The organism is Lachnoanaerobaculum sp. ICM7, assembly GCF_000287675.1.
Taxonomy (GTDB): Bacteria; Bacillota; Clostridia; order Lachnospirales; family Lachnospiraceae; genus Lachnoanaerobaculum.
This window is the reverse complement of record NZ_ALJL01000003.1, coordinates 1-26,924: the sequence shown is the minus strand read 5'-3', so window position 1 is coordinate 26,924 and position 26,924 is coordinate 1. Positions and strand designations below refer to the sequence as shown.

Sequence of the window (26,924 nt, the reverse complement as noted above, 5' to 3'; positions counted from 1 at the left end):
GGTATATAGAAAGAGGAATGAAGATGATCGATAAAATATCATATCTCTTTGGCTTTGTAGGCGGTCTTGGTATGTTCCTTTACGGAATGCATATAATGGCAGACGGTATGCAAAAGACTGCAGGCGGTAAGATGCAGCAATTTTTGAGCAAAATAACCGATAACAGATTTACAGCTATTATGCTCGGAGCCCTGATAACAGCCATAATACAAAGCTCAGGTGCTACTACTGTAATGGTAGTAGGTTTTGTAAGTGCGGGAGTGTTAACACTGGTACAGGCAGTTGGTGTAATAATGGGTGCAAATATAGGTACCACTATTACAGCATGGGTAGTTTCCATAGGTACTATAGGAGAATCCATGGAGCTGTTAAAGCCGGGATTTTATGCACCGGTGCTCATAGGAATAGGTGCGGGACTTATAATATTTTCTAAAAAAGACAGAAAAAAAACTATAGGCGAAATTCTTATAGGTCTTGGAATGCTCTTTATGGGACTTGATCTCATGGCGGGGAATATAAAGCCTTTCACAACTTTACCGATATTCTCAGAGGCATTCAGAGTGCTTGGAGGAAATCCTATACTGGGAATCATAGTAGGTATAGTAGTAACTGCCCTGATGCAAAGTTCATCCGCATCGGTAGGTATCTTACAGACATTGGCATTTAACGGAGTAGTAACCACTTCAGCTGCTATATATATTACATTGGGACAAAATATCGGTTCTTGTGTGACTGCCATTATCTCAAGTATGGGAAGCAGCAGAACGGCAAAGAGAGCAGCCGCAATTCATTTTTTGTTTAATACAATAGGAGCTATAGTTTTTGGTATATTGGGATTTGCAGTGTTTACAATAAACAAAAATCTTGCAAATCATACGATAAATGCAGTGGAGATATCACTGTTCCATACATTGTTTAACTTTACAATGACTACCTTATTGTTCCCGTTTGCAAATCTCTTGGTTAAACTTTCAGGAATGATAGTAAGAGGTAAGGATGAAGAAATTGTGGAAGAAGAAAAAGAGCCTGTACTACAGCTTGATGAAAGAGTGCTATTAAGCCCTGCTTTTGCGGTACAGACAGCCAATAATGAAGTATCCCGTATGGGAGAAATAGCATTAAAGAGTGTGAAAGCCTCTATCAGTGCAATCACAAATAAGAGCCTTGAAGATATAGAAACAGTTGCAAAATGTGAAAAGAAGCTTGATGATATGCAGGAAGCTTTGACTGAATTCCTTATAAAGGTAGACAATCTTTCATTAAGTGAGAGTCAGAAGAAGCATATTAACAATCTCTTCAATATGGTAACCGATATAGAAAGAGTCGGTGATCATGCCGATAACCTGTCTGAAAATGCAAAGTATATGATAGATAACGATCTTGAATTCAGTGATCTCGGTAAAGAAGACCTTGCAGAAATTTCAAAAGACAGTATAGAAGCCTTTGAAGTCGCAATTAATGCAAGAAGCGGTGATGCTCTTAGAGCTGTGAGAAAGGTCAATAAGCTTGAGGATGAAGTGGATATGCTTGAGGATGAAATGAGAGAAAAGCATATAGAAAGATTGTCAAAAGGAGATTGTAATCCACAGGCAGGAATCGCATTCCTTGACATCATAAGTAATTTGGAGCGTATCTCAGATCATGCAACAAATATTGCAGGATATGTAAAGAACGAAATATAAATAAGAAGTTTTAAAGATTTACTTGCAATTATGTTTATAATTTTGTACAATTGGAATCAATTGATGAATAATTATCAATTGAGATAAACATCATTTTAAGTACTAATTTTAGGAGGAACTAAAATGTCAGTAAAAGTAGCAATTAACGGTTTTGGACGTATTGGTCGTTTAGCTTTCAGACAGATGTTTGAGGCTGATGGATATGAAGTAGTAGCAATCAATGATCTTACAGATCCTAAGATGTTGGCGCATCTTTTAAAGTATGATACAGCACAGGGCGGATTTGCAGGACGTATAGGAGAAGGAAAGCACACAGTAGAAGCAGGTGAGGATTCAATCACAGTTGACGGAAAGAAGATCACAATCTATAAAGAGGCAGATGCTTCAAAGCTTCCTTGGGGACAGATCGGTGTAGATGTTGTACTTGAGTGTACAGGTTTCTACACATCAAAGGATAAGGCATCAGCACATATCACAGCAGGTGCTAAGAAGGTTGTTATTTCAGCTCCTGCAGGAAATGATCTTCCTACAGTTGTATTCAGCGTAAACGAGAAGACACTTAAGGCAAGTGATACAGTTATTTCAGCTGCTTCATGTACAACAAACTGTCTTGCACCTATGGCTGATACACTTAACAAACTTGCTCCTATCCAGAGCGGTATCATGAGCACAATCCATGCTTATACAGGTGATCAGATGATTCTTGACGGACCACACAGAAAGGGTGACCTTAGAAGAGCAAGAGCAGGTGCTGCAAATATCGTACCTAACTCAACAGGTGCTGCAAAGGCTATCGGTCTTGTTATCCCTGAGCTTAACGGAAAGCTTATCGGATCTGCACAGAGAGTTCCTGTTCCAACAGGTTCTACAACAATCCTTACAGCTGTTGTAAAGAAGGCAGGACTTACAAAAGAAGATATCAATGCTGCAATGAAGGCTGCCGCATCTGCATCATTCGGATACACAGAGGATGAGATTGTTTCATCAGATGTTATCGGTATGCAGTATGGTTCATTATTTGATGCAACACAGACAATGGTAACACCTATAGCTGATGATTTATATCAGGTTCAGGTTGTTTCATGGTATGATAACGAGAATTCTTACACATCACAGATGGTTAGAACAATCAAGTACTTTGCTGAATTAGCATAATTATAAATAGTATAAGAGACCAAGGTGGTCCGGTCATATTGGGCCGGACCGCCTTTTTTATTAATAAGGAGAAGCTATGCTTAACAAGAAAACAGTAGATGATTTAAAGAATTTAAAAGGTCAGAAAGTATTGGTTCGTTGTGATTTCAATGTTCCTTTAAAGGACGGAGTTATTCAGAATTACAATCGTATAGACGGAGCAATACCAACAATAAAGAAACTCCTTGACGGCGGAGCTAAAGTTATTCTTTGCTCACATCTTGGAAAACCGAAGGGCGAGCCATTACCTGAGATGAGCCTTGCACCTGTTGCACCGGCACTTTCAGAGAGACTTGGAATAAATGTAAAGTTCGTTTCAGATCCTAAGGTAACAGGTGAGGAGACAAGAAAGCTTGCAGCAGAACTTAAGGACGGAGAAGTTCTCTTATTGGAGAATACAAGATACAGAGCTGAAGAGACAAAGTACGGTAAGGAAGATTCAGCTGTAGAGTATGCAAAAGAGCTTGCCGCACTTTGTGATGACAATATCTTTGTAAACGATGCATTCGGTACAGCACATAGAGCACATTGCTCAAATGTGGGTGTAACCAAGTTCTGTAAGGAGAATGTAGTAGGATATCTTATGGAGAAGGAAATCAAGTTCCTCGGAGAGGCTGTAGAGAATCCTGTTCGTCCATTCGTAGCAATCCTTGGTGGTGCTAAGGTTTCAGATAAGATCAATGTTATCAATAACCTCTTAGAGAAGGTAGATACTCTTATTATCGGTGGTGGTATGGCATATACATTCTTAAAAGCAAAGGGAGAGGAAATCGGAAACTCACTTTGTGAAGAGGATAAGCTTGACTATGCACTTGAGATGGTAAACAAGGCAAAGGAAAGAGGAGTAAACCTTTTACTTCCTGTAGACCATGTAGAGGGTAAGGAATTCTCAAATGATACAGAGTCAAAGGTAGTTGATACTATAGATGCAGGATGGTCAGGATTTGATATCGGACCAAAGACAATAGAGAACTATAAGAAGGCTCTTGAGGGTGCAAAGACTGTAGTATGGAACGGACCTATGGGTGTATTTGAGTTTGAGAAGTTTGCAGAGGGAACACTTGAAGTATGCAGAGCCGTAGCAGATCTTAAGGATGCTACAACAGTTATCGGTGGCGGAGATTCTGTAAATGCGGTAAAGAGACTTGGATTTGCTGATAAGATGACACATATTTCTACAGGTGGAGGTGCTTCACTTGAATTCTTAGAGGGTAAGGAATTACCGGGTGTAGCTGCAGCTGACAACAGATAAAATTTTTAAAATATAGGGGAATGCCAAGGCATTCCCCAAAAAGAACGGAGAATATTATGGCAAGAAGAAAAATTATTGCAGGTAACTGGAAGATGAACAAAACTCCTTCAGAGACAACTGCATTAATAAATGAGTTAAAGCCTTTAGTTGCAAATGATGAAGTAGATGTTGTATTCTGTGTACCGGCAATTGATATAATACCGGCTATAGAGGCTGCAAAGGGAAGCAATATACAGATCGGTGCAGAGAATATGTACTATGAAGAGAACGGTGCATATACAGGAGAGATTGCTCCAAATATGCTTACAGATGTAGGTGTTAAGTATGTTATCATCGGACATTCAGAGAGAAGAGAATACTTTGCGGAAACAGATGAGACTGTAAACAAGAAAGTACTTAAGGCATTTGAACATGGTATCACACCAATCATCTGTTGCGGTGAGACTCTTACACAGAGAGAGCAGGGTATTGCAATAGACTTTATCAGAACACAGATAAAGATTGCATTCCAGAATGTAAGTGCCGAGAACGCTGCAAATGCTGTTATCGCTTATGAGCCAATCTGGGCAATCGGTACAGGCAAGACTGCTACAACTGCTCAGGCTGAGGAAGTTTGTAAGGCTATCAGAGAGTGCATATGTGAAGTATATGGAAGCGATGTAGCTGAGAAAATCAGAATTCAGTACGGCGGTTCAGTAAATGCAGGAAATGCGGCAGAGCTTTTTGCAGAAGCTGATATCGACGGCGGACTAGTAGGTGGAGCAAGCCTTAAGCCTGATTTCGGAAAGATCGTAAATTATAAATAATAGAAAAAAAGATAGAGGAGTAACTCAAAACGAGTCACTCCTCCATAAGCTTTTAATAAATTTATAATGATGAATACTTTTCTCTGTAGCCGGATGGAGATATACCTAATTGTTTTTTAAAACTTGTGCTGAAATAATATTGGTTTGCGTAACCGCATTTAATACTTATTTCTTTTAAAGATAAGTTTGTTTTAATTAAATATTCCTTTGCTGCATCAATGCGGTATGATGTGATAGTATCGCTTATACTTTGGTTGTTATTTTTTTTATACAATGCACTTAAGTATGATGGACTCATATTTGCATATTTTGCTATGTCATTCAGACTGAGAGTATTATCCTCAAAATTATTTTTAATATAATTATCTACCAATTCATATGTATGTTCATGGTAGGATTTTAGAGAAAAATTTAGTTTATCACATACCAAATTGCAAAGTTCTCTCATCCATAATAAAAATTGCTCATATGTGTGAAATGTATCAAAACGGCTATATACAGATATTACTCTTTCTTCCAAGTCCTTAGTATCAATATTTATTTCATATAGAAATCTCAATATTTTGCCAAGCAGAGAATATATACGTATAAACATAATATTTTTATTTTTATATTTTGTTGATAAATCATCAAAGAAGTTTTTAAGCCATTCTTCAATTGATGAATTATCTTTTTTGCATAGCAGTCCGATAAGTTCATCATCATCTGAATCTGATGTGGATAATAAACTGAATTCTTTACCGGTAGCTTCAACAGCATCAAATATACTTTGGTTAGGATAAAAAAACCTATATTTTAGAGCATGACATGCATTTTCATATGATACATGAAGCTTTGATATACTATCAACAATAGTACCAATTCCAACATTTATATTTAATATTGGAGATTTATAATTATCTATAAAAGATGAAATTACATTATGGATTACATACTGGAAATGTGCAGGTGTTTTACTGTTTTGTGCTATTATAAAGATTAAATTATTTAAGTCCTGTATATAATAGACATTATCAAAAATTTTACATTTACTTAGGAATACATCCGATATATTTAGTATTTCCGTTTGAAATGTTAAAACCCCGTTATTTTCTTCAAGCATAGAAGAACTTTCAATTTCCATTTTGATTATATTGAAATGCGAATAACTTATATCCAATTCCAGATAGCTTATATATTTATCAAAATATCCTAATGTTTTATCAGTTGAGAAATATAGTAACTCCTGGAAAAATTTGGTTATCATAAGTTGTCTGCTTTCCTTTACAATAGACAGATTACGTTGCTCTCTATCTATTATTTCAAAAGAACTTTTTATCTTTTTATATAAGAAATCATAATCTATAGGCTTTTCAATATAATCGTAAACTCCAATACTGACAGCCTGTTTTGCATATTCAAATTTATCATATGCACTAATCAAGATTATTTTAATGTATGGATTAATTTTTATAGCCTCACGGCTTAGAGAAATTCCGTTTAAGTTCGGCATTTCAATATCAGTTATTATTAAATCAACATGATTATCAATTATATAATTAAGTACTTCCTGTCCACTTTTTGCAATTAAAACTATTTCTGCATTTAATTCATTCCAGTCAATATTTAATTTTATACCTTCTGAGACAATATAATTATCATCGGCTAAAACTACTTTTTTCAAGAGAAATCCTCCATTTGAGCATATTTTATTATAATTTTTGTACCTTTTCTTTCTTCACTTTCAATCAGGACAATACCGTTTCCAAAGTCAGTATTTGAAATTCTTTTATTAACATTACAAATGCCGAAATGTTGGTTATAGTCTACTATATGATTACTTAATTTATATCGGATTTGTTCTAACTTATCATTTGGAATACCACAGCCATTATCCTCTATAGTAATAATAACTTCATCATCTCCATAGCAAATATTTATATTGATATGTATATTTGTTTTTTCAGATGAGTATCCATGTAAAATTGAGTTCTCCAAAAAAGGTTGTAATGTAAACTTACATATTAAAAAGTTCTCTATACCTTCTTCAGCATTTATAGTCCAGCTAAGTGTATCTTGACGACAAAGTTGTTCCATTTCCAGATATAATTTAGAAATTTCCAATTCGTCTTTTATTTTTATCTTTTCATCAGATTTTCTAAGTGACATTCTATAAAAACGAGTAAGGTTACTGATCATACGATTGGCTATATCTATTTTTCCTATTGTTTGACAAGTTTGTATTGTTCCCAAAATATTATATAAAAAATGAGGATTTATCTGGGATTGAAGAAGCTGGTACTTAAGCTTTTCTTCGGATAAAGTAAGCTCCAAAATAGATTGCATATTTTTATTAATTGATGATTGCATATTTAAAAATGTCAGTCCAAGTTTATCCACCTCATCAAAAGAATAATTGTTATCTAATGCAGATATATAATCCAAATCAATACTTTTTTTACCAAATTTAAAATTATCCATAGCGGAAGACAGTTTACTGATTCTATCGGTTAAATTGATTGAAGTAAAAAAAATAACCAACAGTATTATAGGAACAGATAAAAATATTATTATAATAAACGTTCTAAGTAATGTGTATATATGCTTAAAAATATAATTTTTAGGAATTTCAGTTATATGATACCATCCATTATCAAGAACAACTATGTGATAATATAAGCTGCTGTTCTCAACTATAGTATTATCAGGATTTATATTTAAATCAATGTTATTTATCTTGGTACCTATGAGTTCTTTACTTGTATGTGAAATAACAGTCCCATTTTTATCTATTATATATCCTGTTAAATCGACACTTTCAAAACTGTCCTGCAGCATTTTTGAAAGCTCATCAGTGCGTAAGAGTACTAAATAAACGTATTCGGTATTACCTGAAACTTGATTATTTAATACATTAAAACAAGCTATTACATCTTGAGGATTTTTTGTGTTATCAATAACATAAGGAAGAGTGTACTGTTTTTTATAAATCCATTTTTGATTAGAATTTATAATATCTTCAAGGCCTATTTTTCTTAGATCGGATAAAGGATGGAAAAAAAGTCCCTCTGAAGCCGCAATATTTTTATCGTCTAAAAAAATATCAATATGATAAAAATCAAAAGTTGATTTAAGTAGAGAAATATTGTCTCTAACATTCGAAACTATTGCAAAATCTTCTCTACTATCAGACATTTTTTGCATCAAAGAATACATATCATATTGAATAGTATTAGATACTTTTTCAGCTTGATTTAATCTGTTATTGATTCTTATATTTAGTTGATCATCTGCAAGTATAATAGAATTTAATATGCTGTCACCTGCAATTTTATGTGTAATACTGTACAACACTGAGCCCATTAAAATAAGAGGCAGTAAAGTACAAATCAAAAAAGAAAAAATCAATCTATGATGATATTTTGAAAATATAAAATTTTTGATATATCTTATAATAGGCATAAGAACCTCCTTGTAAACATATAAGCAATTATAGACTGTAAAAAAAAACAAAACAATATAAACAAAAATAATATAAATGAATCATAATATATTGTATTTTTGAAAATTATAAATTCTACTATGATGTAATTATCAAAAAGCATACGTCCTATATGTGTAAGTGAAGTGTTTTAGGGACAATAAGGAGGAAAGATGAATAAAAGAATAAAGAGTGTAATGTTAAGTACAGTACTATTAACAGGTCTGTTAGCCGGCTGTGGATCCGGAACAACACAGTCAAGCAAAAACTCGGAAAACGGTGGAAATTCCAAATATGATTTGACATTATATAGTATCAATACTACAGATGCCGATTTTGATGAATGGTTAAATAATGTTCAAGATGCTACAGGATTAAAGATTAATGTAATTGCAGCACCTACAGACTCTGACACGAGACAGCAAAAGATTACAACTATACTTTCTACAGGTGATTCAAGTGTAGATATATTGGAAATTAATGATGAAATGAGTGCATCATTTAAAAATTCAGGTTGGCTTGATGGACTTAATGATACAGTTATGACCGATGATATTCGTGGTGAATTTGCAAAGGGATATTTGGAGCAGATGATTACCGATAAAGAAGGAAATGTTATCGGAGTACCCGGATATTCAGGATATTTGGCCTTTTGGGTAAATCAAAAAATAATGGATAATGCCGGAATAACTTCTATAGATACAAAGGAAGATTTTAAAAAATATATGTCAGCTGCTTCAGTAAACGGTACTTATGGGTATGGTGGATCTTGGGAAAAAACATATGTGTTTAATGAAATAGCACAATTTGTAAATATGTTCGGTGGCGATTATTTTGACTGGACAAGACCTGAAAATAAGGAAGCAATACAATTCTTATATGATATGGTAAAAAATAATGAAACACCAATTGATCAAATTGCGGATAAATATGAGCAGATGAATCCAAAGGCAAATGATGGAAAATATGGTTGTTGGTTTATGTGGGGATTGGGATCTGATTATCAGAAAGCAGGTATGCTTGGTGATGACAAGATTCATATGGCTATGGTGCCCTCAATGACAGATGACGGTAATAGAGCTATATTTACAGATTCATGGAGTTATGTATTGAATTCTGCATCAAAAAATAAGGAAGCGGCAATAAAGTTTTTAAAGTATATGGCATCTGAGGGTGGAATGGAAGCGTCATATAAGGCTTTTGATCGTTACCCTGCAAGAAAAGATGTTGCCGAGAAGGTAGTTCCTGACAGCGACCCTGCAAAGGAGATGTACACCAGATATGCTTCAGAATGTAATGTACAGGGACGCCCAATGCTTCCGCAAACTATGGAGTTTATCACAGATATGGGAACAATTTACCAGTCTTGTATGAAGGGTGAAATATCAGTAGATGATTTTTGCAAAAAAGCACAGGATTTGGTAGATAAATATAAATAATATATAATCCAAAGAGTGCTACAGTGTAGGAATTTATAAATAAAATATTACTGCAGCACTCATTTTATTTATAGGAGGAATTATTTTGAACATAAGCAAAAAGTCAATAAGGTATATACCTATAATTTTGATTTTACCTGTACTTTTGATAAGGGGATTTACCACAATTTATCCTATAATTATTACTTTTAAAAATAGTATGTATAATATTAAAGTTCTGTCAGGTATAAACGAGTTTGTAGGATTTAAAAATTATATAGAGGTGTTTAAAGATGATAAAGTAATTTCCTCTATTGAATTTACTTCTATTTTTGTAGTAGTATCAATGTTCTTTCATGTTATATTAGGTACTATACTTGCATTGATACTTAATTTGAAATTCAGAGGTAGGAGGTTTTTAAGAACAATAGTACTTATACCTTGGGCTATGCCGGCTGTAGTTATAGGAATGGCGGCAAAATGGGGATTTAATAATGATTATGGATTGGTAAATGATTTAATTAGAAGATTCATACCGGAGTTTCAATTTAATTGGTTAATAAATACCGGATCTGCTCGTAGTGCTGTTATAGCAATGGATTTATGGAAAGATTTACCATTTTTTGCAATACTTGTATTATCCGGACTTCAGTTCATTTCAGGTGATATTTATGAGGCGGCTAAAGTAGACGGAGCAAATTCTTTTCAAATATTCTTTAAAATCACATTACCTTTAATTATAAGGAATATTATTACATTATGTATACCTTTTACATTATGGAGATTAACATCATTTGATTTGGTATATGCAATGACATCCGGAGGGCCGGGAGAAGATACATCATTGATAGCTTATCGTATAGCAATGGAGTCTTTTACAAACTTGAATATAGGGTATGCTTCTACTTTAGCTATCATGCTTTTTATTTTAATGGCTTTATTTAGTTGGTTTAATATAAGAGTTATGAATAAATACAGTGAATGACAGGAGAATAATATGAGTAGTAATACTAAATATAAAATATATAAAAAATGTATATCTATAAGCAGATGGTTATTATTTATAGTGGTTGCATTTCTTATCTTATTTCCTGTATATTGGATTTTTATATCATCAATTACTCCTGCAGGAGAATTATTTAAGAAGCCTATAGATTATTTGCCAAATAATCCGACACTTGACAGTTATAAATTTCTTATTGAAAATGTAGGGTTGTTAAGTAAAATAGGAAATACAGTAATAATAGTAGGAAGTACATTAATAATAAGCACAATATTATGTACAATGGCAGCTTATGGATTTTCAAGGTTTAATTCAAAATGGATAAGTGTAGCGTTTGCATTTATTCTTGCAACTTTACTTATACCTGAGGTGGTTACTGCAAGGCCTTTATATGAATTTATGAAAAAGGTTGGATTGTTCGATACATATCAAGGTTTGATAATACTATATGTAAGTTCGGTTATTCCGTTTACAGTTTTGATATTAAACAATTTCGTCGGTAAAATACCTGTTTCACTGGAAGAGGCTGCTGCTATAGATGGAGCAAATTTTATACAGATTTTATTTTATATAATATTGCCTTTGATGAAACCTGCTATTGCCACAGTGTGCATTATTAATTTTATAAATTGTTTAAACAATTTTTTTACACCTTTATATTATTCAAACGGAATACAGGTTTTATCTGTAGCGATAGTTCAACTTCCTTTAAGAGATAATATGTATGGTGTACCATGGGATTTAGTCAGTGCAATGGGATGGATAATACTTTTACCGATAATATTATTTGTTGCTGTTTTTGAAAAGCAGATAATGGATGGAATTATGGCAGGTGGTGTTAAATCTTAATTTAGATAGGGAGTTAAGTTTATGTATGATTTATACGGAAGTTTAGGAAATTTAGCAATTTTAAAAAACAGAAAAAGTAGAGCTGTAAATGCAGAAAATCCTACAGGAGAAAAAGGTAAAGGCGGGATGGCATCAAGCAATCTGGGGCCTTCAAGAAAAGGAAGTCCTTGTTTAAAAGATATACCGAGTGGAGAAACTGTAACACTTGCCGATATAGAGGGACCGGGTATAATAAATCACATATGGATTACGGTTACAAATAAAACAACAGAAGCAGATTGTTTTGTTTTAAGTGATCTGATTATAAGGATATATTGGGACGATGAGGAAACTCCTTCTGTAGAGAGTCCACTTGGAGATTTCTTTTGTTGTGGATTTGCAAGGGAATGTGTAGTGAATTCAATGCCGATTGTTGTAGTACCAAATAGAGGAATGAACAGTTATTTTCAAATGCCTTTTAATAAAAGAGCAAGAATAACTTTGGAAAACCAGCATCCAAATCCGATACCGGCATTTTTCTATCAGATTGATTATTGTGTTGTAGATAATCTTCCTAACGATATAGCTTATTTTCATGCTCAGTGGAGAAGAGAAAGAGTTACAACTTTAGGTAAAGATTATGTAATATTGGACAATGTAAAAGGAAAGGGACATTATATCGGGACATATATTGCATTGACCACATTGGAAAGGTACTGGTGGGGAGAAGGAGAAGTAAAATTTTACATAGACGGAGATATAGAATATCCTACAATTTGCGGTACAGGAACTGAAGATTATTTTGGAGGTTCATGGAGTTTTGCAAAACAGATAAATGGAAAAACAGTTGAGCAAAATTATAGTACATCATATTTGGGATATCCGTACTATTCATCACATGATGAATTGATTCATAATGATTATCACAATGATGATTGCTTACCGATGAGAGGGTTCTATAGGTGGCATATACAGGATCCTATATGCTTTGATGAAGATTTAAAGGTTACTATACAGCAAATCGGTGTTGGACATGGAGGTCTTTTTGAAAGACAGGATGATGTTGCAAGTGTAGCATATTGGTATCAGACAGAGCCTCATTCATCATTCTTACCTCTTGTAGGAAGAGAATGTAGGCGTCCAAGATAGGAGCTGATTTGTATAAAAAAATTTTTTGTATTTTATTATGTATCGGTTTAATTCTATCTTCTTGTAATAATTATAAGAAGAATGAAGAAATAGAAATAAGCAACTATTATGAAGCTGAATTAAATATCATGCATATAGAAGCTGATAATCCTGATTTTAAAAATTATATTAACGATGTATCAAGAAAATTAAATATGAAAATAAATATAATTCCTTGTCCGGCTGATGCAAATAATAGACAGGCGGAAATTTCAACATTACTTTTATCAGGAAATTCAGATATTGATTTGATTTCAGTTAATGATGAGATGGTAAGTGAGTTTAAAGTAAAAGGATATATTGAAAATTTAGATGATATAATGAGTAAAAATATTGTGGAATCATATCCTAAAGACTATGTAGAATCAGTGGCTATGTATAAAAATCATTTTTATTCTGTTCCATACCTTATGGATATTATGATGTTTTGGGTAAATGAAAAATATATAAAATATTCAGAACTCGAAGGAGTTAAAAATTTGGATGATTTTTCATTATTTGTCGGTAATGATTATGGTACAAACATGTATGGATATGGAAGTGCATGGGATTAAACATATATATATAATGATTTATCACAATTTATAAATATGTTTGATGGAGACTATTATAATTGGAATAATGATAATACAAAGGAAGCTGTTAAGTTTTTGCATGATATGCTGAAACATGGTTATACACCTCAAAATCAAATGATAGACAGATACGAACAAATGGAACAAAAATTTATTGACGGCAAGTATGGATGTGTATTTATGTATAGTGGTGCTATAAATATCTTTTTGAATTCAGGAAAGTATGGAGAAGATGGAATACATGTGGCAGAACTTCCTATGTTCAAAAAAAATGCAACTAATATAGCAACGTGGCAGTATGTACTTAATAAAGCTTCAAAAAATAAAAATGCGGCAAAGAAATTTTTAAGTTATATTTCAAGTAGAGAAGGGAGCATTGAATATAGTAACGCAATGAAGCAGATACCTGCAAGAATTGATGTTATCTTAGAGGAAGATATAGATGTTCCTGATATTGATATTATAAGAAAGTATGTTGAGAATACAAACTTTAAAGTCAGGCCGCTGTCATCTAATCCAATGAATGATATCTCGGAAATGGGAAGAATATTTCAAAAGTATTTATTAGATGAGATAACATTGGATGATTTTTGTAAATTAGCTCAAGCAATAGCTGATAGAAAATAATTTCAGTATGTAGAGAAAAACGGTCGGCACTTTAAGTGCCGGCCGTTTTTAATACAGTCTTAATATACACCGTTAGCAATATCTTTATTTACAGAACTCATATCTTCAGAAATATAAGGATGAATACCAAATCCGCATCCATATCCCATGGCATCGGCATATCCTGCCTGATTGTCCATATTTACGATACACCATTGATGAGTTTTTGTATTAGGATTTGCATGTTCCCAATCATACCCCATAAAATCAAGAACTCTTCCAAGTGCTCTGGTACCGCCTGCACTTGTACTTATTCCTGCTATAAAAACACCATAAGGACTTCTGTAGTACTTATTTTCATCATTTTCACGTGAACTTTCTATAATATACTCTTTGTAAATAATAGATGAAGCCTTCTTTATTTTTGCAAGATCTGTTATAAGCGAGGAGTCTGATAAAACTCTTGTAGCGATACTTCTTGCAACAGCATCCGCCTGCTCGGCCTGTTCCTTAGTACAATATTTATAATAGGCATGTTTTTCAAGTGTAGAGGCTGCCCTTGCCTCATCAAGCACAACTTTTTCAGAAATTCTTTTACCATCATTTCCGACTTTATAACCGTCAGGAGTAGTGGTATCGGTTAACATCATTCCGTTAGGACCGATGTAATAGTCACCAACCCATTGATTAGTCACCATTCTTCCCTCATTATCAAAGTAGAATCGATGATTTAAAATATCTTTCCATCCTGTAGAAACAATTCCTTCGGAATCAACATAACACCATGCATCATTATGAATCATCCAGGTATCTTTTAATGCGTACCTTTGTTTTTTATATCCTTGACTTGCAAAAACAGTTGAAGTTAAAGATAATGTAGCAAATATCATCATAGTACAAAAAAGCGGCTTTTTCATATATACCTCCTATAAAATATAGACATACATTAAAATACAAAATTAACTCTATATTAATTATATATAATAAGACGATTATATTCAATAGCATATGTAATGTTTGCAACTTTATTTTTGTAAATATAGCAAATAAATGAAACAAAAACAGTAATTTATGGACATATGCTTTTTATTGAAAGAATATTTAATAAAAGGACAATGTATTAAAAAGCAACATATAATGACAAAATGTTCCAATCATAATAAAAACATGAAAAATCTCATGTGAACCGAAATAAATATGTTTTTCATTAAAAGCTTTTAATTTAAAGGCATAGATTACAGCTCCGAGTGTGTAGGAGACACCTCCAAACAAAAGCCATAAAAATCCGGTTAGAGGTAGTGCTTTGAATATAGGTTTTAATGCAAATACACAAAGCCATCCCATAATGAGATAAATTAAAGATGACAGCCACTTAGGACAGTTTACAAAGAAAATTTTCAGTATAATTCCGCCTATAGCGAGTGTCCATATGGAAGTCAGTAATATATATCCGACTTTTCCTTTAAGAGCGGTAAGGCATACAGGTGTATATGTTCCGGCAATCAAAACAGAAATCATTATATGGTCTATTTTACGAAAAATCATTGTCTTTTTAAGGTCTAAAACTACGGAATGGTATGTTGTACTTGCCGCATATAATAATGTAGTTGATACAATAAAGACAAACATAGATATTGAAGTTAAAAAGCTTCCATGTTCTACAGTCCTTTGAATAAGCGGACCGGCTCCTATCCATAAAAGAATAAGTCCCAAAAAGTGAGTAAGTGCTGAGCCCGGTTCCCTTATTTTTATTGATATAGTTCCGGGAAGTACACCGAATCTTGTCTTTTCTTTATATTTTGAGTTCATATTTATCCCTCCTTGATGTAGTTTTAAAAACTATATGTAATGTATTTAAATACTACATCAACAATTGGGACATTTCAAGTATAAAAAATTAAATATGATTTAATTATGATACTTTAACAGTGCTCTGAATTTTTGTCTTTGATAAATTTTCATACAAAAGTCTGCGATGTCTTGCAGATTTTATAAGAGCTGTAAGTAATATCATAAAGTATAAAATAGTTGCTAAAAGTTCAAGAGTTGCATATGCCATATCTTTATAAGAATCTGTATTTGTAAGTATTAAACTTTCAAGAAGTCTTCTTACATTTAAAGGAATAAAAAAATAAAATCCGTAAAAAAGTATATACCTTAGAAAATATGAATAGAATGCAGGACGTTCTTCATTTAAAGATACAATGGCTGTACTTGTGATAAATTTTCCTAAAGTTCTTCCTTTAAATAATATCGGAAAAACAGAAAAATAAAATAAGATACTTGCTTCAAATGAGAACAATAAGGCAAATTCAGGTATTAAAATTTCACAAATAAAAGTCAAAAAAGCAATAAATGCCATATCAAAAAAGAATGATATAAAGCGTCTTGTTAATGATACTTCCATTCCTTTTTTATAGCTTATTTCATCCAGCTCATTTCTTGAAGGCAAAAATTTCATAAATATTCCCATTAAAAGAAATCCAAGTACTCCACCTGAGGTGTTTACTATAAGATCATCCACATCAAAGAGTCTGTAACTTCCGGAATATGCAAAATACAGTCCTGTAAGTTGAGTTATTTCAAAAAATAAGGACAACAGAAATGATAAAACCATAGTTTCTATAAAGGATCTTTTAAAATAGTAACGTAGATACATTCCAAAAGGTAGCGCTAAAAACAAATTCAAAATATTTACAAGAAAAGCCTTGTTTAATACTACACTTAACCATGTTTTTGGCTGATCTTTAATAATATCCGATCTTCGTAAAATATCTTTTATAAATAAAAAAGGTTCAAGCTGCATTTTATGACTGTGCAGCGTTGCAGCCTTTTCCGGAGACGGAAGAGGCAGTATCACCAGACAGTACATACACAGAATATAAAAAATAAAAGAATAAACGATTACAACTTTAAGACTTATAACAGATCCGTATTTGTGGTAGTTATAAGCAATATAAGGCAGTGTAAATATAGCGACCACAAAGGGAAACAGTATAACAGCCTGCAAAGATACTTCTATATATTGATTCATATTTGCTCCTAAAAATATAGCAATTTAAAATGATATTGTAACATATAAATTCTATATCAAAATGGATACAAAAACAAATTAAATAAAGCTAAATGCTTGATTTTCACCTCTAAGTACAATAAAATGATACTTAGAGGTGAAAATATATTAAAAAGGATTTATCAATTAAATCTCTTTTACATACTGTTGAATTGCATCACACAGATACTGTGCCATACCTTCTCCGAATTTATCCATATTATTTTTAAATTCCGGATTTTTAACATATCCATAGCCTATGCTTGAAAACACATCCGCACTACAGTCAAAAGAGTATTCACAAATATGTTTATGAAGCTTTTTTGCCAGTTCGGTATTTTCTTTTGATGTAGACTTAAGTCCCTTTGACATATTACCCGATATGGCAAAAAAGATATTATTAAAACCGTCGGCAATTTCCTGTTCTCTTCCTTTTTGTTTTTTAACGGCTTCCTCAATAACTTCCTTTCCATAAAGGTCTATTGCTTTTTGTTTATACTTTTCATTATCCTGATATGTAAAACCTTTGAATTTTTCTTTTATTGACATAGTAATTTTCCTTTCTCTTGATTCAATAGTCTTTTCCAATGTATCAATAAGTGTTAAGAGTTTTTGCTTTTCTTTCTGCATCAAAACGAGTTGTTTCTTTAGATGATGGAGTATTTCCGGATCTTCCTGTTTTAATAAATCCTTTATCTGTTTTAAAGGAAATCCCAGATATTTATAAAACAATATCATTTGCAAAAAAGACATATCATCCTCGGAGTAATATCTGTACCCGTTTTCACTTTTTTTAGGTGAAAGCAAACCTATTTCATCATAATGGTGTAAAGTGCGCACCGATACACCGCTTATTTCACTAACCTTTTTAATTAAAAACATTTGAAAACCTCCTAACAAGGATAAGTATAAACTATGACGCAATGTAATAGTCAATACCTTAAGTTAAAGATTATTTATAAATTTAATATAAGATTAAATATCAAAATAGAAATAATTCTTGGGGTATGATTTGTCAAAATATGATTAATTGATTTTTGAATAATACAATAATATAAAGGATATACTTAAGGTATAAGATAGAAATTTTTCATTAATTGTGTTATAATGTTTTGCATTTGATTGACTACAGTTTATCAAGTCATTTAGGTAAAGTGTTTTACCTTTATGTCGGATTGCTTTACACAATGTTCTTGCAATCCTCAAAAATATCAAGGATTTAAGTAGGAGGATATTTTGGAGAGAGAAAGATTAAAGTCCAGGCTCGGATTTATACTTATTTCAGCCGGATGTGCAATTGGTATAGGTAATGTGTGGAAGTTTCCGTACATGACAGGAAAAGGTGGAGGCGGTGCATTTGTACTGCTGTATCTGATATTTTTGGTAATGCTCGGTCTGCCGATAATGACTATGGAGTTTTCTATAGGAAGAGCGGCAAGAAAGAGTCCGGTGCTGGCATACCAAAGGTTGGAACCTTCAGGAAGTAAGTGGCATATACATGGAATAGTGGCACTTATAGGAAACTATCTTTTGATGATGTTTTATACTACTGTAACAGGATGGATGCTTCATTACTTCTACCTTACAATAACAGGACAATTTGAAGGTCTGGATTCGGACGGAGTTCTAAATGTCTTTAATACAATGCTTTCACATCCGACTATTATGATTTTTTGGATGGTAGTTGTAGTTGTTGCAGGTATGTTTATAGTGTCAAGAGGACTTGAAGCGGGGCTTGAGAATATCACAAAGATAGTAATGGTTACGCTTCTTGTGGTAATGATAATACTTGCAATAAATTCATTCTTCTTAAAGGGTGCATCGGAAGGACTTAAATATTATCTTATACCGAACATAAGCAGAATAGAAGAAACAGGTATCGGAAATGTAATCACAGGTGCAATGAATCAAGCATTCTTTACACTAAGCCTTGGAATAGGTGCAATGCTTATATTCGGAAGTTATATAAGCAATGACAGAAGTATGCTTGGAGAGTCTGTGACAATAGTTATACTGGATACATTTGTAGCTATAGTTTCAGGACTTATTATCTTCCCGGCTACATTTACATATGGTGTAGATCAGACTTCAGGTCCTTCGCTCATATTTATAACTCTACCGAATATCTTTAATAAGATGCCTCTTGGAAGACTATGGGGAAGTTTCTTCTTTATTTTTATGTCATTTGCGGCATTTTCTACAGTGCTTGCAGTATTTGAGAATATAGTTTCATGCGGTATGGACCTTACAAAGAAGTCAAGAAAACAGGTAAGTCTTTTTAATTTGATATTAATAATAGTACTTTCATTACCATGTGTATTCGGTTTTAGTGCATGGGCGTTTGATTGGCTAAAGCCTTTTGGAGGAACAATACTTGATCTTGAGGATTTCCTTGTAAGTAATATAATATTGCCACTCGGCTCATTGGTATATCTGTTGTTTTGTGTAAGCAGATATGGCTGGGGATGGGATAACTATCTCAAAGAATGCAATAAAGGTGACGGTCTTAAGATGAAAAACTGGATGAGATTCTACCTTACATTTATATTGCCTATAATAGTATTATTTATATTCGTGTTTGGAATATACGACAAATTTTTTAAATAAGAAACAGAAAAAATCAGCCGGTAACTGTCAAAGTTGTGGCTGATTTTTAATTTATTAAGAATATTAGCACTCAAACCTTGACACTGCTAATAAAAAGTGGTATAAAATTTCATAGTTAAGTTTATAAACATTTAGGAGGAATACAAAATGAAGTTAGTACCTTTATTCGATAGAGTAGTTTTAAAGCAATTGGTTGCTGAAGAGACAACAGCATCAGGTATTGTACTTCCGGGACAGGCAAAGGAAAAGCCGTCACAGGCAGAGGTTGTTGCAGTAGGTCCGGGAGGAGTTGTAGACGGAAAAGAAATAAAGATGCAGGTTAAGGTTGGCGATAAGGTTATTTATTCCAAGTATGCAGGTACAGAGGTAGAACTTGACAAGGTTGAGTATATCGTTGTAAAGCAGAATGATATTTTGGCAGTAATTGAATAATAATTTTATATAGATTAGACGGAGGTAAATATGGCTAAGGATATTAAATATGGCGTTGAAGCCAGAAAAGCATTGGAAGCCGGTGTAAATAAGCTGGCTGATACAGTTAGAGTTACATTGGGACCTAAGGGAAGAAATGTTGTACTTGATAAATCATTCGGTACACCGCTTATTACAAATGACGGTGTAACTATTGCAAAGGAAGTAGAACTTGAAGATGCGTTTGAGAATATGGGAGCACAGCTTGTAAAGGAAGTTGCTACAAAGACAAATGATGTGGCAGGTGACGGTACAACAACAGCTACAGTTCTTGCACAGGCAATGATAAATGAAGGAATGAAAAACCTTGCAGCAGGTGCAAATCCTATAATTTTACGTAAGGGAATGAAGAAGGCTACAGATGTGGCAGTAGAGGCTATTGCAAAGATGAGTGAGCCTATAAAGGGAAAAGAGCAGATTGCAAGAGTTGCAGCTATATCTGCAAGTGATGATGAGGTTGGAAGCCTTGTAGCGGATGCTATGGAGAAGGTAACAAACGAGGGTGTTATCACTATTGAAGAGTCAAAGACTATGAAGACAGAGCTTGACCTTGTAGAGGGTATGCAGTTTGACAGAGGTTATGTTTCTGCATATATGTGTACAGATATGGAGAAGATGGAAGCAAATCTTGATGATCCATATATACTTATTACAGATAAGAAGATTTCAAATATTCAGGATATCTTACCTGTACTTGAAGAACTTGTTAAATCAGGACAGAAGCTTCTTATTATAGCTGAGGATGTTGAGGGTGAGGCTCTTACAACACTTATAGTAAATAAGCTTAGAGGAACATTCAATGTTGTAGCTGTAAAGGCTCCGGGATATGGTGACAGAAGAAAAGATATGTTAAAGGATATCGCTGTTCTTACAGGCGGTACAGTGATCAGTGAGGAACTTGGACTTGATCTTAAGGATGCTACACTTGCAAGCCTTGGTCGTGCAAAGAGTGTTAAGGTTCAAAAAGAGAATACTGTTATTGTTGACGGACAGGGTTCAAAGGCTGATATTGAAAAGCGAGTTGCTCAGATTAAATCACAGCTGTCAGAAACTACTTCAGAGTTTGATAAAGAGAAATTACAGGAAAGACTTGCTAAGCTTTCAGGTGGTGTAGCGGTTATCAGAGTCGGTGCGGCTACAGAGACTGAGATGAAGGAAGCTAAGCTTCGTATGGAAGATGCACTCAATGCTACAAGAGCGGCTGTTGAGGAAGGCATCATTGCAGGAGGTGGTTCAGCTTATATCCATGCAAGCAAGGAAGTTGAGAAGCTTGTAGCTACCCTTGAAGGTGATGAGAGAACAGGTGCAAAGATCATACTTAAAGCACTTGAGGCACCACTTTTCAGAATAGTTGAGAATGCCGGACTTGAAGGAAGCGTTGTTGTAAACAAGGTAAGAGAGTCAAGTGAAGGTGTAGGATTTGATGCTTTCAGAGAAGAGTATGTTGATATGGTTAAGGCAGGTATCTTGGATCCTGCAAAGGTTACAAGATCTGCACTTCAGAATGCAAACTCAGTTGCATCTACACTCCTTACAACAGAGTCGGCAGTAGCTAATATAAAAGAAGATGCACCTGCAATGCCTGCAGGCGGCGGAATGGGAATGATGTAATTAAAACTTTATAATAAAGTTTATAGGGCATACCTTGGAAACAGGGTGTGCTCTTTTTGTGTTTAAAGTTTTAAAAATTATGCAATAAGCTGTACTTAGGACTGCAACAAAGCAATATTGTATAAAATAGAGGACATAATTTCGTTATTGTGCATAATATATTTTTGGCTGAATGAAGAATATAATTTTATTAAAATGTATTTGAGCAATAGAGAACTTTTGTTGGAGTTTGTATTTTGCACATAAGGAGGAAAAATGAAAAGAATATTTAAAATTTCTGTTATTGGCTTGATGGCTGTATCTATGTTATCTATGAATGCCTGCGGTAAGAAAAGTGAAGATTTTGAACAAAAAGTAGAAGTTACAAAAAAAGTTGAATCAAATTATGTTGTAGATTCAGATACTTATAAAGAATTCTCTGTTGGAAAAGTAGAGAACGGCATATATACAAATAAGATGTTCAATATAAAAGTTAACGGAAAAGAAAATAAGTATAATTTTGAAAATGATGATTCAATCAAAAATCAATTCGGATTTAATGATTCAGACAGATCTGATATTGATTCGGTAAAAGAGGTATTGGATAAGGGTGATGCCTTTGTAGATATGTATGCGACTACACCAAAAAATAAAAGGGCTGTTTCAGTGATGATCCTTAAGTCTGATTCAGACCTTGATACTTTTTTAGATAAACAATTATCGGATTTAGACCCAAGTTTAGATGCGAGTAAGACAACTGTAAATGTCCTTGGAAAAGAAGTTAAAGGCATAAGATACACAATAAACGGAAAAGATTCAAAAGTATATCAGAAACTTGCCTTTATAAGAAGAGGAGAATATGTAATGGTTATTATCTCCGGTGGAATTTATGCAGCCGCTCCACAGACAGGTTTTGATTCAATTGAAATATTGGATAATCAGGAAGAATTAGAAAATGCGGAAACAAAAGACAATTCAAATGAAGTAATAAGTACTGCTGAAAGTACAGAAACTGCAAGTGAAGATGTAGAAGTACAAATAGGTGAGATAGAAAATGATATTTATACAAACAAAATGTTTGGATTAAATTTTGACGGAAAGTCAAATGATATGATATTTGCAAGTAAAGAAGAGGCAAATAAAAACTTCTATGATACAGGAAAAAATGAATCTGATATTAAAGCAGTAATAGAGTATCTTGATACGGGTAAAAAATTTGTGGATATGCATGCCGTAAGTGAAAAAGGTTCTGTAAGTGTAATGATAAAAAAGGAAGAAAATATAAAAGATACCGATACTTATGCGGACAGAGCTGTAGTAGGAATAAAACAAGGTATGGAGAGAATGGGAATGGAGGTTGAAACACAAAAAGGCAGTGGTGAGTTCATAGGTGAAACTATGCCTTATGTAACTGTAAGAGCAACCGATAATGGAAATACAGCATATCAAAAAATAGTATTTCTTAAAGTAGGAAATTATGTTGCGGAGATAACATCATATGCGGACAGTGAAGAAGGTGCAAGTAAATATATAGATATGTTTACAAAACTTGAAAAATAATATTTAATAAACTAAATTATCTTAAATAAAAATTAATACAAATCCTAAAGCTTTTATATGTTCCGGTTTGTATTTTGCACATGAGGTGGAGTCTATGAAACGAACCTTAAAATTAGTAATTATATGGTTTATTGCAGTAATTATATTACTGATTTCAGGTTGTAGAAATAATTTAAAAAATGTAGAAAATTTGGATTCAGAACATCAGGATTTAAAATACTCAGATACGGAATATTCAGATGATTATATTGGAGAAGTCCGTAAAGATGTATATATAAATGAAATGTTTCAGTTAAAACTTAACGGTAAAATACATAATATGTATGTGCTCGGCAGAAAAGAAATAGAAGGTATGGAAGTATACTCGGATACTGACTCTACAAAGGCCGGTAAAGACAAAAGAAATTATATAAATGATATGGAAGCCTCGGATAGGTCAGGTGCATCCAGATATGTCAGCATAAAGATATATAGAGAAACCGAAGAAAAAGGCATGGAAAAACATATTGAAGCTGAGCTCCAAAAACAAAAAAAAAATATGAAGGAGAATATGATAATGCTGAAGTGAAATTGTCAACCGGAATATTATTAGATAAAGAAGTACAGAGCATAGATATTCGCTTAAACGGAGAAAGAATAGAATATGCTGAAAGTATTTTATATATGAAAGTTGATGACTATTTTATTGAGATAAAAGTTGAGGGCAAAGACAGCAAGGATATTCAGGAAGTTTTGAGTATGTTTGTAGCTCCGGATTATGAAGAGCATGTAGAGCCAAAATATATTTTTGATTTAGATGCAAATGTAAAGTTCACCGTCGGTGAAATTGAAAACGGTATATATACAAATAAGATGCTTAACTTAAAAGTTGACGGTAAAGCTAATAATTTAAGGTTTAGAAATGATGAGGAAATTAAAAAGAAGTTTGGATATAATGATTCTGACAGAGCAGATATAGAGTCTGTAAAAGAGGTTTTAAATAAAGGTGATTATTTTGTAGATATGCATGCTACTACACCTGATAATAAATTAGCTATTTCAATATTTGTTTATAAATCCGAATATGATTTGAATACATTCCTTGAAAAAGAACTTAATAAACTGAAAAAAGACTTTGATTCAAAAAAGAAAACAATAGAGTTATTTGGAGAAGAGGTTCCGGGTATAGAATTTAAAAAGGTTTATTATGACGGAACAGCAACCATAGAGTTGGCATTTATAAAAAGAGGAAAATATATAACCATTATTTCTTCAGGGGGAGAATATTCATCGGCACCAAAAGACGGATTTAAATTATTTGAAGTATTAGATAATAAAGTTGAGATTGATAGTGATGAAACAACAGATTCATCAGAGAGTATAAATGAGGGGGAGGAAGTTGATAATAATTTTGAGTTTTCTATCGGTGAGATAAATAACGGTATCTATACAAACAAGATGTTCGGAATCAGATTTGATGAAAAATCACTTGGAATGAAGATAAAAAGTAGGGAAGAAGCAAATATTAAATATGATAATACCGGTGAAAAAAAGTGGGATATTGATGAGGTATCGCAACTTCTGGAAAATGGTGACAAGTTTATGGATATGCGTGCAGATATCGAAAATAAAAGTATATTAAGCGTCATTATAAAAAAGGAGGATACACTAAAGGATCTTGACAGTTATATAAACAGGCAAATGGTAGGCTTAAAGGATATATATAACATGAAGGGTGAATACGTAGAAATCAAAAAAGGTAAAGATGAATTTTTGGGAGAAACCCGAACATATATAAGTCTACACGCAAATATATATGGACAGGACTTATATGAAAGAGCTGTATATTTAAAAGTTGGGAATTATATTGCTGAGATATCTGCATTTGCCGGTGATGAGTTATCAGCAAAGCAAATGATTGATGCAATCAGTAAAATTGAGGAATAAATATATTTGGAGGAGACTATGAAGAGAATTTTTAAATTAGGAATACTGGCTGCTGCTTTATCACTTTGTTTTTCAGGATGCGGTATAAAAGCAGGTAGAAAAACAAGTGAAACCGAAGAGTCATTTACAAGTGTATCAGGCGATACAAATAAAGAATCCGTTGAGGATACCACCGAGGTTAACGACTCTGAAGGTACTCTTGTGCTTGGAAGCATAAGTGATAAAGTTTATTCAAATAAGATGCTTGATATAAAGTTTGATATAAGCAAAACAGGTCTTGATTTTGTAAGTGATGAAGGACTTAAAAGTATGGGAAATGACGGCATAGAAAGATCGGATGTAGCTGCCGTAAAGAAGCATATCGAAGACGGCAAATCATTTATAGATATGTTTGCAGTCGACAATACCGATACTACAAAGAGAATCAGTGTTTCGTTGGCAAAAAATAATGTGTTAATGCCTATGGACGAATATTTGGATGCACAAAAAGAGATAATGGAAAGTCAACTTAGTAAAGTCCCTAAAGATCAGCTAAAAAGTTCAGAGGTAAAGAAATCGGATGCATATTTTCTCGGTAAGGAATTATCATGTTTGGATATTTATGTGGATACAACAGTTGCAAAACAGTGTCAGAAATATCTCTTTGTAGTAAAGGATGATTACATGATGATTATAGTATCAAGTGGAAAGGATGAAAAAGAGGCACAGGCCGGACTTGATTTATTTCAGAAATACGAATAAATCATATTAAACCTAAATTATCTTAAATAAAAATTAATATAAATCCTAAAGCTTTTATATGTTCTGTCTTGTATAATCAGTACGAAAAAAGTTATATAAATCGGAGGACATTATGAGAAGAAGTTTTAAATTAGCGGTATTGGCTATAGCATCGGTATTGGCTGTAACCGCATGTGGAGGTAACAAAAAGGCTGAAACAACAGTGGGAAGTGAAAGTGTTTCTGAAGCACAAAGTAAAGAAACAAGCGCAGAAGCAGCTACTGAAGAAAAGAAAGAAGAAAGCAGCGCAGAAGCTTCAAGTGAAGCCAATATCCCTGCAGAGGATTTGGCAGGGGTTACTGCAGATAATGTTTATACAAATAAGGCTTTGAATTTGAAGTTTGATGCCACAGCCAATGATATGAGAATAGCAGATCAAGCTGAGCTTGAAGCTATGGGAATCCAGTCTGAAGGAAAATTGGAACTTTATGCTTACAACAATAATTATACTAAAATAGCTATGATAGGCATATTGGATGAAGGTACAGATTTAAAGACCTATATGGATGAGTATATTGAGACAACAAAGAAAAATAATGAGTCCTTAGGAAAGGATGCTTTAAAGATTGAAAGCACTACAACAAAATTAATGGACAAGGATGTACCTGCTATAGTTGCAGATTTAACTATGGGTGGAGTAACTCAGTATACAACTCAGGCTTTTGTTGAGGTTGGAGGAAGAATATATACAATTGCTACAATAACAACAAATGCTGAAGAAAGCTCTAAAGGACTTGATATGTTTACAAAGGCAGAGTAAACATTATTTATAATAAAAGGGGCTGTGAAATAAGTCCCTAAAAGAAATAGGACCATTCGTTCATGCGAAAGGTCCTATTTTTGTGGTAAAATTAACTTATGATAAAAACTTTACAAAATAATCATTATAATTCAAAACAAGGATATTTACCACTGTTTCTTTCAGA

22 protein-coding genes and 1 pseudogene are annotated in these 26,924 nt (G+C 33.2%); 17 read left to right on the top strand and 6 right to left on the bottom strand.

All coding sequences use genetic code 11. From position 1 onward, the window contains the following. Positions 1–23 precede the first annotated feature (23 nt). From HMPREF1140_RS00615 to tpiA, 4 genes are all read left to right on the top strand, one after another. On the top strand, positions 24–1,682 hold the full coding sequence (locus HMPREF1140_RS00615) for a Na/Pi cotransporter family protein (RefSeq protein ID WP_009662009.1): 1,659 nt from the start codon (positions 24–26) through the stop codon (positions 1,680–1,682). 123 nt (positions 1,683–1,805) lie between these two features. Then, positions 1,806–2,837: a type I glyceraldehyde-3-phosphate dehydrogenase gene (gap, locus tag HMPREF1140_RS00610; protein ID WP_007594946.1), complete on the top strand. Its 1,032-nt coding sequence runs from the start codon at positions 1,806–1,808 to the stop codon at positions 2,835–2,837. A 76-nt stretch (positions 2,838–2,913) separates the two neighbouring features. Continuing rightward, entirely contained in the window at positions 2,914–4,128 is a 1,215-nt protein-coding gene (locus HMPREF1140_RS00605; protein WP_009662032.1) for a phosphoglycerate kinase, read from the top strand. 56 nt (positions 4,129–4,184) lie between these two features. Continuing rightward, positions 4,185–4,934, top strand: a complete 750-nt coding sequence (gene tpiA / locus HMPREF1140_RS00600; RefSeq protein WP_009662021.1) for a triose-phosphate isomerase — start codon at positions 4,185–4,187, stop codon at positions 4,932–4,934. 61 nt (positions 4,935–4,995) lie between these two features. Here the strand turns inward: tpiA and HMPREF1140_RS00595 are convergent, their stop codons facing one another. After that, positions 4,996–6,597, bottom strand: a complete 1,602-nt coding sequence (locus HMPREF1140_RS00595) for a response regulator (RefSeq protein ID WP_009661988.1) — start codon at positions 6,595–6,597, stop codon at positions 4,996–4,998. Continuing rightward, positions 6,594–8,375 (bottom strand): sensor histidine kinase, encoded by a 1,782-nt coding sequence (locus HMPREF1140_RS00590; protein ID WP_009661994.1) that lies wholly within the window; start codon positions 8,373–8,375, stop codon positions 6,594–6,596. Before HMPREF1140_RS00590 ends, HMPREF1140_RS00595 begins: the two co-directional genes overlap by 4 nt. 192 nt (positions 8,376–8,567) lie before the next feature. Here HMPREF1140_RS00590 and HMPREF1140_RS00585 point away from each other — a divergent pair, with 192 nt between their 5' ends. The 5 genes and pseudogenes from HMPREF1140_RS00585 to HMPREF1140_RS00565 all read left to right on the top strand — a co-directional run bounded on the left by HMPREF1140_RS00585 (position 8,568) and on the right by HMPREF1140_RS00565 (position 14,033). Continuing rightward, positions 8,568–9,833 carry an ABC transporter substrate-binding protein gene (locus HMPREF1140_RS00585; protein ID WP_009662013.1) on the top strand — a complete coding sequence of 422 codons (1,266 nt, stop codon included), beginning with the start codon at positions 8,568–8,570 and terminating at the stop codon, positions 9,831–9,833. Between the two features lie 85 nt (positions 9,834–9,918). Further along, on the top strand, positions 9,919–10,797 hold the full coding sequence (locus tag HMPREF1140_RS00580) for a carbohydrate ABC transporter permease (protein ID WP_007594961.1): 879 nt from the start codon (positions 9,919–9,921) through the stop codon (positions 10,795–10,797). Between the two features lie 12 nt (positions 10,798–10,809). Further along, positions 10,810–11,664, top strand: a complete 855-nt coding sequence (locus HMPREF1140_RS00575) for a carbohydrate ABC transporter permease (RefSeq protein ID WP_007594962.1) — start codon at positions 10,810–10,812, stop codon at positions 11,662–11,664. Between the two features lie 21 nt (positions 11,665–11,685). After that, on the top strand, positions 11,686–12,792 hold the full coding sequence (locus HMPREF1140_RS00570) for a glycoside hydrolase family 172 protein (RefSeq protein ID WP_009662007.1): 1,107 nt from the start codon (positions 11,686–11,688) through the stop codon (positions 12,790–12,792). 128 nt (positions 12,793–12,920) lie between these two features. After that, a pseudogene (locus HMPREF1140_RS00565) lies at positions 12,921–14,033 on the top strand (extracellular solute-binding protein). A 59-nt stretch (positions 14,034–14,092) separates the two neighbouring features. Here the strand turns inward: HMPREF1140_RS00565 and HMPREF1140_RS00560 are convergent. From HMPREF1140_RS00560 to HMPREF1140_RS00545, 4 genes are all read right to left on the bottom strand, one after another. Next, positions 14,093–14,929 (bottom strand): cell wall-binding protein, encoded by an 837-nt coding sequence (locus HMPREF1140_RS00560; RefSeq protein ID WP_009662034.1) that lies wholly within the window; start codon positions 14,927–14,929, stop codon positions 14,093–14,095. 184 nt (positions 14,930–15,113) lie between these two features. Then, complete coding sequence (gene trhA / locus HMPREF1140_RS00555; protein ID WP_009661997.1) at positions 15,114–15,821, bottom strand: PAQR family membrane homeostasis protein TrhA; 708 nt, start codon at positions 15,819–15,821, stop codon at positions 15,114–15,116. Between the two features lie 103 nt (positions 15,822–15,924). Further along, a complete protein-coding gene (locus tag HMPREF1140_RS00550; RefSeq protein WP_009662020.1) occupies positions 15,925–17,046 on the bottom strand; it encodes a VanZ family protein in 1,122 nt (373 codons plus the stop codon). A gap of 165 nt (positions 17,047–17,211) precedes the next feature. After that, positions 17,212–17,946 carry a MerR family transcriptional regulator gene (locus HMPREF1140_RS00545; protein ID WP_009662019.1) on the bottom strand — a complete coding sequence of 245 codons (735 nt, stop codon included), beginning with the start codon at positions 17,944–17,946 and terminating at the stop codon, positions 17,212–17,214. 354 nt (positions 17,947–18,300) lie between these two features. On the opposite strand from HMPREF1140_RS00545, the gene HMPREF1140_RS00540 reads away from it, so the two are divergent. From HMPREF1140_RS00540 to HMPREF1140_RS00505, 8 genes are all read left to right on the top strand, one after another. Next, complete coding sequence (locus HMPREF1140_RS00540; RefSeq protein ID WP_009662002.1) at positions 18,301–19,671, top strand: sodium-dependent transporter; 1,371 nt, start codon at positions 18,301–18,303, stop codon at positions 19,669–19,671. A 147-nt stretch (positions 19,672–19,818) separates the two neighbouring features. Further along, the gene (locus tag HMPREF1140_RS00535) at positions 19,819–20,103 is read left to right on the top strand and encodes a co-chaperone GroES (protein ID WP_009220291.1); all 285 of its coding nucleotides are present in this window, start codon (positions 19,819–19,821) and stop codon (positions 20,101–20,103) included. Between the two features lie 30 nt (positions 20,104–20,133). Further along, positions 20,134–21,753, top strand: coding sequence for a chaperonin GroEL (gene groL / locus HMPREF1140_RS00530; protein WP_009662027.1), 1,620 nt, complete (start codon positions 20,134–20,136; stop codon positions 21,751–21,753). A gap of 255 nt (positions 21,754–22,008) precedes the next feature. Then, entirely contained in the window at positions 22,009–23,292 is a 1,284-nt protein-coding gene (locus HMPREF1140_RS00525; RefSeq protein WP_009662035.1) for a hypothetical protein, read from the top strand. A 94-nt stretch (positions 23,293–23,386) separates the two neighbouring features. Beyond that, on the top strand, positions 23,387–23,860 hold the full coding sequence (locus HMPREF1140_RS00520; RefSeq protein ID WP_009661989.1) for a hypothetical protein: 474 nt from the start codon (positions 23,387–23,389) through the stop codon (positions 23,858–23,860). Positions 23,861–23,862: 2 nt separating this feature from the next. Beyond that, on the top strand, positions 23,863–25,218 hold the full coding sequence (locus HMPREF1140_RS00515) for a hypothetical protein (protein ID WP_009661987.1): 1,356 nt from the start codon (positions 23,863–23,865) through the stop codon (positions 25,216–25,218). 18 nt (positions 25,219–25,236) lie between these two features. Further along, positions 25,237–25,959: a hypothetical protein gene (locus tag HMPREF1140_RS00510; RefSeq protein WP_009662018.1), complete on the top strand. Its 723-nt coding sequence runs from the start codon at positions 25,237–25,239 to the stop codon at positions 25,957–25,959. 112 nt (positions 25,960–26,071) lie between these two features. Then, entirely contained in the window at positions 26,072–26,758 is a 687-nt protein-coding gene (locus HMPREF1140_RS00505; RefSeq protein WP_009662031.1) for a hypothetical protein, read from the top strand. The last annotated feature ends 166 nt before the right edge of the window (positions 26,759–26,924 follow it).